General features: G+C 40.9%; 7 protein-coding genes. 3 read left to right on the top strand and 4 right to left on the bottom strand.

Going from position 1 to position 6,946, the window contains the following annotated elements; translation table 11 throughout:
* Positions 1-19 precede the first annotated feature (19 nt).
* Positions 20-595, top strand: a complete 576-nt coding sequence (locus EWV68_RS06945) for a Uma2 family endonuclease (protein WP_061431948.1) — start codon at positions 20-22, stop codon at positions 593-595.
* Positions 596-672: 77 nt separating this feature from the next.
* On the opposite strand, the gene EWV68_RS06940 is transcribed toward EWV68_RS06945, so the two are convergent.
* A complete protein-coding gene (locus EWV68_RS06940; protein ID WP_061431947.1) occupies positions 673-1,140 on the bottom strand; it encodes a DUF29 domain-containing protein in 468 nt (155 codons plus the stop codon).
* A gap of 99 nt (positions 1,141-1,239) precedes the next feature.
* The gene (locus EWV68_RS06935; protein ID WP_287169298.1) at positions 1,240-1,839 is read right to left on the bottom strand and encodes a Uma2 family endonuclease; all 600 of its coding nucleotides are present in this window, start codon (positions 1,837-1,839) and stop codon (positions 1,240-1,242) included.
* A 191-nt stretch (positions 1,840-2,030) separates the two neighbouring features.
* Between EWV68_RS06935 and EWV68_RS06930 the strand changes: the two genes are divergently transcribed.
* Positions 2,031-3,626, top strand: a complete 1,596-nt coding sequence (locus tag EWV68_RS06930; protein WP_061431945.1) for an Hsp70 family protein — start codon at positions 2,031-2,033, stop codon at positions 3,624-3,626.
* Positions 3,627-4,037: 411 nt separating this feature from the next.
* Here EWV68_RS06930 and EWV68_RS06925 read toward each other — a convergent pair whose 3' ends face one another.
* Both EWV68_RS06925 and tnpA read right to left on the bottom strand, forming a co-directional pair.
* The gene (locus tag EWV68_RS06925; RefSeq protein ID WP_287169296.1) at positions 4,038-5,291 is read right to left on the bottom strand and encodes a competence/damage-inducible protein A; all 1,254 of its coding nucleotides are present in this window, start codon (positions 5,289-5,291) and stop codon (positions 4,038-4,040) included.
* A gap of 609 nt (positions 5,292-5,900) precedes the next feature.
* Positions 5,901-6,224 (bottom strand): IS200/IS605 family transposase, encoded by a 324-nt coding sequence (tnpA, locus tag EWV68_RS21825; protein ID WP_353806746.1) that lies wholly within the window; start codon positions 6,222-6,224, stop codon positions 5,901-5,903.
* Between the two features lie 27 nt (positions 6,225-6,251).
* Here tnpA and EWV68_RS06920 point away from each other — a divergent pair.
* Positions 6,252-6,946 (top strand): RNA-guided endonuclease InsQ/TnpB family protein (locus EWV68_RS06920; RefSeq protein ID WP_287169294.1); only part of this gene is annotated, 695 nt, incomplete at its 3' end.

Raw genomic sequence — 6,946 nt, 5'->3', positions numbered from 1 at the left:
ATCCTATAAAAGAGAATCTATGATGACAGTAGTAGAAATTAAATTTCAATCTTGGCAACTGAGCGATGAACAGTTTTTTCAACTTTGTCAGGATAACCGAGATTTACGTTTGGAACGCAACGCAAAAGGAGATTTAATTATTATGCCACCAACCGGAGGAGAAACTGGTAATTCTAACGCCGGAATCACTGCCCAATTATGGTTATGGAATAACCTACATAAATTAGGTGTAGTTTTTGATTCCTCCACAGGATTTAAACTACCGAATGGGGCCGATCGCTCTCCCGATGCTGCTTGGATACCTTTAGAAAAATGGCAAGCTTTAAACCCACAACAAAAGGAAAGATTTTTACCTCTATCTCCCGATTTTGTCATTGAATTAATGTCTCCTAGTGACAACCTAGAAACTACTAGGAAAAAAATGCAGGAATATTTAGATAATGGGACTCGTTTAGGTTGGTTAATCAATAGAAAAACTAGAGAAGTAGAAATTTATCGTCAAGGACAGACAGTAGAAATTTTAACTAATCCAGAGAGTTTATCGGGGGAAAGTATTCTGTCAGAATTTAGTTTAAATCTTACTTTGATTTGGTAAATCAGAGGTAGTGATTGCCGTTTAACGCTTTACTTTGTTGGGCATTGTCTTCATCGATAAAATACCAAACTTCATTTTTAAGGAAGATAGTCAGAATCAAGGATTTCTGCAAGGGCAAAGGGTGATTCAATTGGGAATAAATCAGCAGAGAGTTGATACTTTCTGACAGTATCTTCTCTGGCTGCTTGGTAACAATCTATCCAGATTTCAGGAATCAATCTTCTCAGACTTGGACTCTCTTTTAATAAGCGTTGAACTTGTCGGCGTTGTTCAACAACTGTGCTGCGCCACCCTTGAGCATTTGCTTCCTTTTCAGTTAGCCAGTAAGTCAATTTAAGCAAATGTTCGGCAATGACGGTTAAGCGACTTTCTAGTTCTCGTTTTTCACTCCTTCCCATCGTTTCAATTTCTTCGATCAAATTTTCTAAGTCTAATTTTTCAAAACGATGTTCTTTGAGTAAATTAGCGGTTTCTTGTAACCATCGGTAGAAATCTTCTTGATAAAGACTTTTACCTGACGAGACTAAAGACTTTTCGATGCTCATTTGATGATGACCTAGAAAAAAGAATTCTTAGATAATTTTAAAGCGACTCCCCGATCTCAAAAACATTGGCAGAATATCGCAGGATTACTCCCGAAAACATCAGAGCTTTAAATTTAACCTAAAATTGGGTAAAACATCTTCCCCCGACAAATCAGTGGGATTTTCTAATATCTCCACTTCCTTTCCTTGACGATAAATTTCAACTTGCCGATTCTGGGGATCGATTAACCAGCCTAACCTTGCGCCATTTTCCCTATATTCGAGCAGTTTTTTCTGTAATTTGTCAAGACTATCAGATTCAGAGCGCAATTCCACCACAAAATCGGGACAGAGGGGAATAAATCCCTTTTTCTGCTTAGGGGTTAAAGATTCCCAGCGTTCTCGACTCACCCAAGATAGATCGGGAGAACGAATCGCCCCATTTGGCAGTCTAAATCCAGTGGAAGAGTCAAACCCGACTCCTAAAGCTTCATTTTCTTCGCACCAGCGAAACAATTGTCCTGTTATACGAAAATTTCGCTGTCCTGATTCGCCACCTGTCGGGGGATTCACGATTAATTCTCCTTGGGCTGTACGTTCTAATTTTAAGTCACGGTTGACCACAGCAAGGGCTTCAAACTGTTCAAGGGTGATAGAGAGAGCGATCGCGCTAGGAATTTCTAAGGAGAGGGTTTCGAGTGAGGTAGTAACTGGTAACATAATCCTTTGATCGGGTGGAACTTACATATACTATTAAAGATTATTTGTCAAGTTTTTGCTCAGACTTCTTGAGCTTGCGCTGACCAAATTCCCGATTTTTTAGGGAAGCTTCCACCTCGATCGGGCGGGTTCAATAAATAACAGGTTATAATAGCGAATAATTAACTAAATTTACCTAAAAACCATCGATCGTGTTCTACGCTATTGATTTCGGAACCAGTAATACCGTCATTACTCGTTGGAATGGGGCGACAAATAGGGCCGAAACCGTCAAATTATCGGAGTTATCCCAACAAATAGCCGACAATCCCCCCCTAATTCCCAGTTTACTCTATATTAAATCAGCCAATCCCCTGCAAGTAATTGCCGGTCAAGGGGTGCGCGATCAGGGTTTAGATATCGATCGAGATCCGCGTTTTTTTCGTCGCTTTAAACGAGGTATCGGGGCAAAAATTCAAGGATTTTTACCGGAATTAGAGGAAACTGTCCTCAGTTTCGAGGGGGTTGGCCAATGGTTTCTCGATAGCATCATCGACCAATTAAAAAACACCGCCCCGGAACCCCCCCAATCTCTAGTTTTAACCGTCCCCGTCGATAGTTTTGAAAGTTACCGCAATTGGTTAAGCAATGTTTGTCAGGGGTGGGAAATCGAACAAATTCGACTAATTGATGAACCCACGGCCGCCGCTTTGGGTTATGGAACCACTGGGGATCAAGTGATTTTAGTGGTAGATTTTGGCGGTGGCACTCTCGATCTTTCTTTGGTACAATTAGATTTAGATAATCCTCAAAAAAATCAAGGTTTTATTCTCAAGTGGGGAGAAAAACTTTTAGGCAATAATTCTGCCCAAAAAACTAAACTAGCGAGAGTTTTAGCCAAGGCGGGGACAAATTTAGGGGGGTCAGATATCGACGATTGGATTGTCGATTATTTTGTCCAAAAGCAATCTTTAGCGAAAACTTCCCTGACTACTCGTCTAGCGGAAAGATTAAAAATTAAACTTTCTTCCCAATTAACCGCCGAGGAGGTATATTTTGATGAGGAAAATTTCGAGAGTTACGAGTTAAGCTTAGATCGAGAACAATTGACCGATATTCTCCGACAACAAAACTTTTTTCATCAATTAGATGATTTAATGACGGGAGTTTTGCAACAGGGAAGACGCAATGGAGTTGAAGTTAGCGATATCGATGCGGTGTTATTAGTCGGGGGAACCGTCCAAATTCCGGCGGTAAAAGATTGGGTGCGACAGTATTTTGATAGTAGTAAAATTAAAGAGGATCGACCCTTTGAAGCGATCGCTTTGGGAGCGTTACAATTAGCCCAGGGTTATCAAGTCAAAGATTTTCTCTATCATAGCTACGGGATTCGTTACTGGAATCGTCGCAAAAATGCCCACGCTTGGCATCCAATTATTAACTCTGGACAACCCTATCCCATGGAAAAACCCGTGGAATTAGTCCTAGGTGCTTCCGTGGACAATCAACCTAGCATTGAATTAATTATCGGCGAATTAGGCACAGAAAGTGGAGCAATGGAGGTCTATTTTGATGGTGATAAATTAATTACTCGTTCCCTCGGTAATGGAGAAACTAGCGTCCAACCCTTAAATGATCGCGAGGGGGCCCGATCGATCGCTAAACTCGATCCTTTAGGTTTTCGGGGTAAAGATCGCATTAAAGTGCAGTTCTGGATTGATGATCAGTGTTTTCTGCGGATTAATGTGGAAGATTTACTCAGTCAAGAATTGTTACTAAATAATCAAATCGTCACCAAATTAAGCTAGACTTGGCTTCACCTAAAAATCAAGTGCAGACTCGTAGTAAGTTTGCACTGATATTATCGCAATATTCTGTTTTACCGGTGGCTTTATCGACTGTGATCGCGCACGGGGATCGGGATTAGTTCGGGTTCGGGTTCGGGTTCCGGACCAAAAACACTCTCAATCAGTTTGCGCGCCCATTCTCTCAACTTGTCTATCACTTCATCTAAATAGTCCATTGACCAAATGGCTCCTTTGAGATACTAGCTATGAGTTTTCGTCGATTGATCCCCGCAACAGCTTGATTCTAGAGAATTTTAACTAATTTTCATCGTTTGGCTGTTCAATCTGACGAACGGGGGAATCTATATCTTGTATTTATATTAAGCTTAACATAACTTTTTAGTCTGAGTATATATTCTTGGCAATTCTTTTTTAAGACATTATTAATAAATTCCGGCGTAGGCGATCGAGGGCGGTATAGGCACTAATCTGGCGAATTGTCAAGCGATCTCGATTTTCTCCGAAACGATGCTCTGATACGGCAACATTTCCCTCAGGACTGGCTAAACCGATATAAACTAGGCCCACGGGTTTTGTCTCACTGCCTCCTCCTGGTCCGGCAATACCCGTGATACTGATCCCCCAATCCGTAGCGAGGCGTTTTTGCACTCCTAGGGCCATCTGTTGGGCAACAATGGCACTGACAGCCCCGAAATTATTTAAATCCCCTTCATTTACGTCTAAGAGGGCAACTTTTACCCGATTATCGTAGGAAATAACCCCACCCCCAAAATAATCGGAACTGCCGGCGATTTGGGTGATAATTTCCCCTAATCCCCCTCCAGTACAGGATTCTGCCACACTCAAAGTTTGTTTTTGCCGCCGCAAAAGTTCCCCCACCACCGCAGGTAAAGTATCATCATCAGCCCCAAAATAATCTAATCCGGCGATTTCCTTAATTTCCGTCGCTACCGGTTCAATTACCTGCAAAGCAGCCTCTAAAGAAGGGGCTTTGGTCGCAATTCGCAAACGCACTTCGCCTAAACTAGCATAGGGGGCAACGGTGGGATTAGTCAGATCAAATAAATGGGCAACTTTTTCCGCTAAAGCTGACTCACCAATACCGCGAAATTTGAGGTAACGACTATAAATCCTCTCTTTGCCCCATCCTTGACTTTCTAGGTAAGGAATCGCCGTTTCTACCCACATTCTCTTCATTTCTGAGGGTACTCCGGGGAAAGTGAGAATAGTCACGTTAGCCTCTGGTTGCCAGATCATGCCGGGGGCGGTTCCCGTCGGATTTGGCAAAAAATCGGCTCCCATGGGTATTAAAGCCTGTTTACTGTTACTAGGAGGCATTTCTCGCCCTAAACTCCTAAATTTAGCCTCGATTTCTGCTAAAATCTCCTGATCTTCCCTGAGGGGCGTTTGGAAAAAATCGGCGATTGTTTCTGTGGTTAAATCGTCGGGAGTAGGTCCGAGTCCGCCAGTAAAAATTAAAATTGAAGAACGTTCTCGGGCAATAGCGATCACTTTTTTCAGTCTTTCTACATTATCCCCCACCACCGTTTGATAATAATGGGGAATGCCTAATTTTGCCAATTCTAGGGCTAAATATTGGGCGTTAGTATTAACTATATCCCCTAATAATAATTCCGTTCCTACACAAATAATTTCAGCGGCCATAATTTTTAGCAATTAGCTTAAGATTTTCAATTTTGATCATCAACTTATCTTCTGTCACCAAAGTTCGAGCGGGTTTCGGTAACGATGGTCATGGAAGTTAACAATATCAGTGCGCTCCAACATTATACCAGTAAGCTATCAACAATCAAGGTCTTTTATATTAAATATCACTTTGTTGCTGAACAGCCCATATATGATTCTGGGTAGTGATTCGATAGTAGTGATAGTCTAATGTGGAGAATCACATAGGGGCTATCTGGTACTTTATCCATGACTACATTTAAATTGCTTGTTGAGACGAGGCAAGAGGCAAGAGGCAAGAGGCAACAGTAAAGGGATTGGGGGAGATTCGGCTAATCTTAAGAATAAGTGCTTTAAATGCGTCTTAGCTTATCACCACGACAATAAAATCACTACCTATTAGCAAACGTAAAATCAGCGTACTATTCCCCTATATATCGCTCTTCTGGAACTCTGGCAAAAATCTTACAGTCTCTAAACTCTAGCTCTCTTATGGGGTAAGCCTTCAAGCTATCGCTAACTAACAGAAACCCGAAATTTGAGTTTTTATTAGAAAAAAAGTTAGCGATCACTTGTCAACCAAGGGTTTCAGAATCTGGATTCGGTCAGGGATTTCCGAAAGTCCCAGAAGAGCGATATCTCTTTCAAGTGGTCTGAAAAGTTATCCCACATCAGCTGGCAAGAGGTTGACTTTAAGTTGGCTATTAATCCACTTAACAGTTTATGGGGTGGGTAAGTCAGAAGGATATAGATATGGTCTGATTCTCCGTTAATCTCTATTACCTTCACCTTCCATTTATCAGCTATGTTTTGAAAAGCTATTCTCAAAAACTCTAGATGCTCCTTCTCAAAAACCTTTCTACGATAATTAGTTTTCTCTTGACACTTTGTACGACGAATTGCTATAATCATAGTGTAACACATTGAGAGGTCGAATCAATGGGAGTCATAGAGTTTAAGTTAAAAACCAATTTACACCAGAAAATAGCCATTCAAGAGGCTATAAGAGTGGAACCGTTTATTAGGAATAAGTGTCTAAGATTTTGGATGGACTCTACCAAAGCAGATCAGGTTAACTATACTACTTTGTGTAAATTAACTACAGAATCAGCCAACAGTTCTGAATTTCCTTTTGTCGGTAAACTCAACTCTATGGCTCGTCAAGCAAGTGCCGAAAGAGCTTGGTTTTCTATATCCCGTTTTGACAACAATTGTCAAAGGGGTTGGGCGAAAAAAGGCTATCCTAAATTCAAAAAGTTCTCAAGGTCTGTGGAGTACAAAACTTCTGGTCGGAAACTAACAGAAGACAAAAAGTTTATCCACATCACGGATAAAACAGGGATAGGAAAATTAAAGTTAATCGGCACTTTTAACCGTGAGATTCTCGATAAATCTACTATCAAAAGAGTCAGGCTTATTAAACGAGCCGATGGCTTTTATTGTCAATTTGTCTTAGATATTGAGAGAGTAGAAACCTTTGACTATACAGGAAAAGAAATAGGGATTGATTTAGGTTTAAACCATTTCTTAACTGACTCTAATGGGGATAAAATTGATAACCCACGGTTTCTTCGTAAGTCGGAAAAAAGACTAAAAAAGGCTCAACGTAAACTCTCAAAGAAGAAAAAGGGAAG

It is taken from the genome of Microcystis sp. M_QC_C_20170808_M9Col (assembly GCF_007095495.1).
Taxonomy (GTDB): Bacteria; Cyanobacteriota; Cyanobacteriia; order Cyanobacteriales; family Microcystaceae; genus Microcystis; species Microcystis aeruginosa.
Note: the sequence above shows the minus strand (reverse complement) of the source record. Positions and strands in the feature narration are given on the sequence as shown.

Excerpts from the sequence above, each read along its gene's own strand:
- EWV68_RS06945 (WP_061431948.1), top strand. The coding sequence starts at position 20 with ATGATGACAGTAGTAGAAATTAAATTTCAATCTTGGCAACTGAGCGAT.
- EWV68_RS06940 (WP_061431947.1), bottom strand. The coding sequence starts at position 1,140 with ATGAGCATCGAAAAGTCTTTAGTCTCGTCAGGTAAAAGTCTTTATCAA.
- EWV68_RS06935 (WP_287169298.1), bottom strand. The coding sequence starts at position 1,839 with ATGTTACCAGTTACTACCTCACTCGAAACCCTCTCCTTAGAAATTCCT.
- EWV68_RS06925 (WP_287169296.1), bottom strand. The coding sequence starts at position 5,291 with ATGGCCGCTGAAATTATTTGTGTAGGAACGGAATTATTATTAGGGGAT.
- tnpA (WP_353806746.1), bottom strand. The coding sequence starts at position 6,224 with ATGATTATAGCAATTCGTCGTACAAAGTGTCAAGAGAAAACTAATTAT.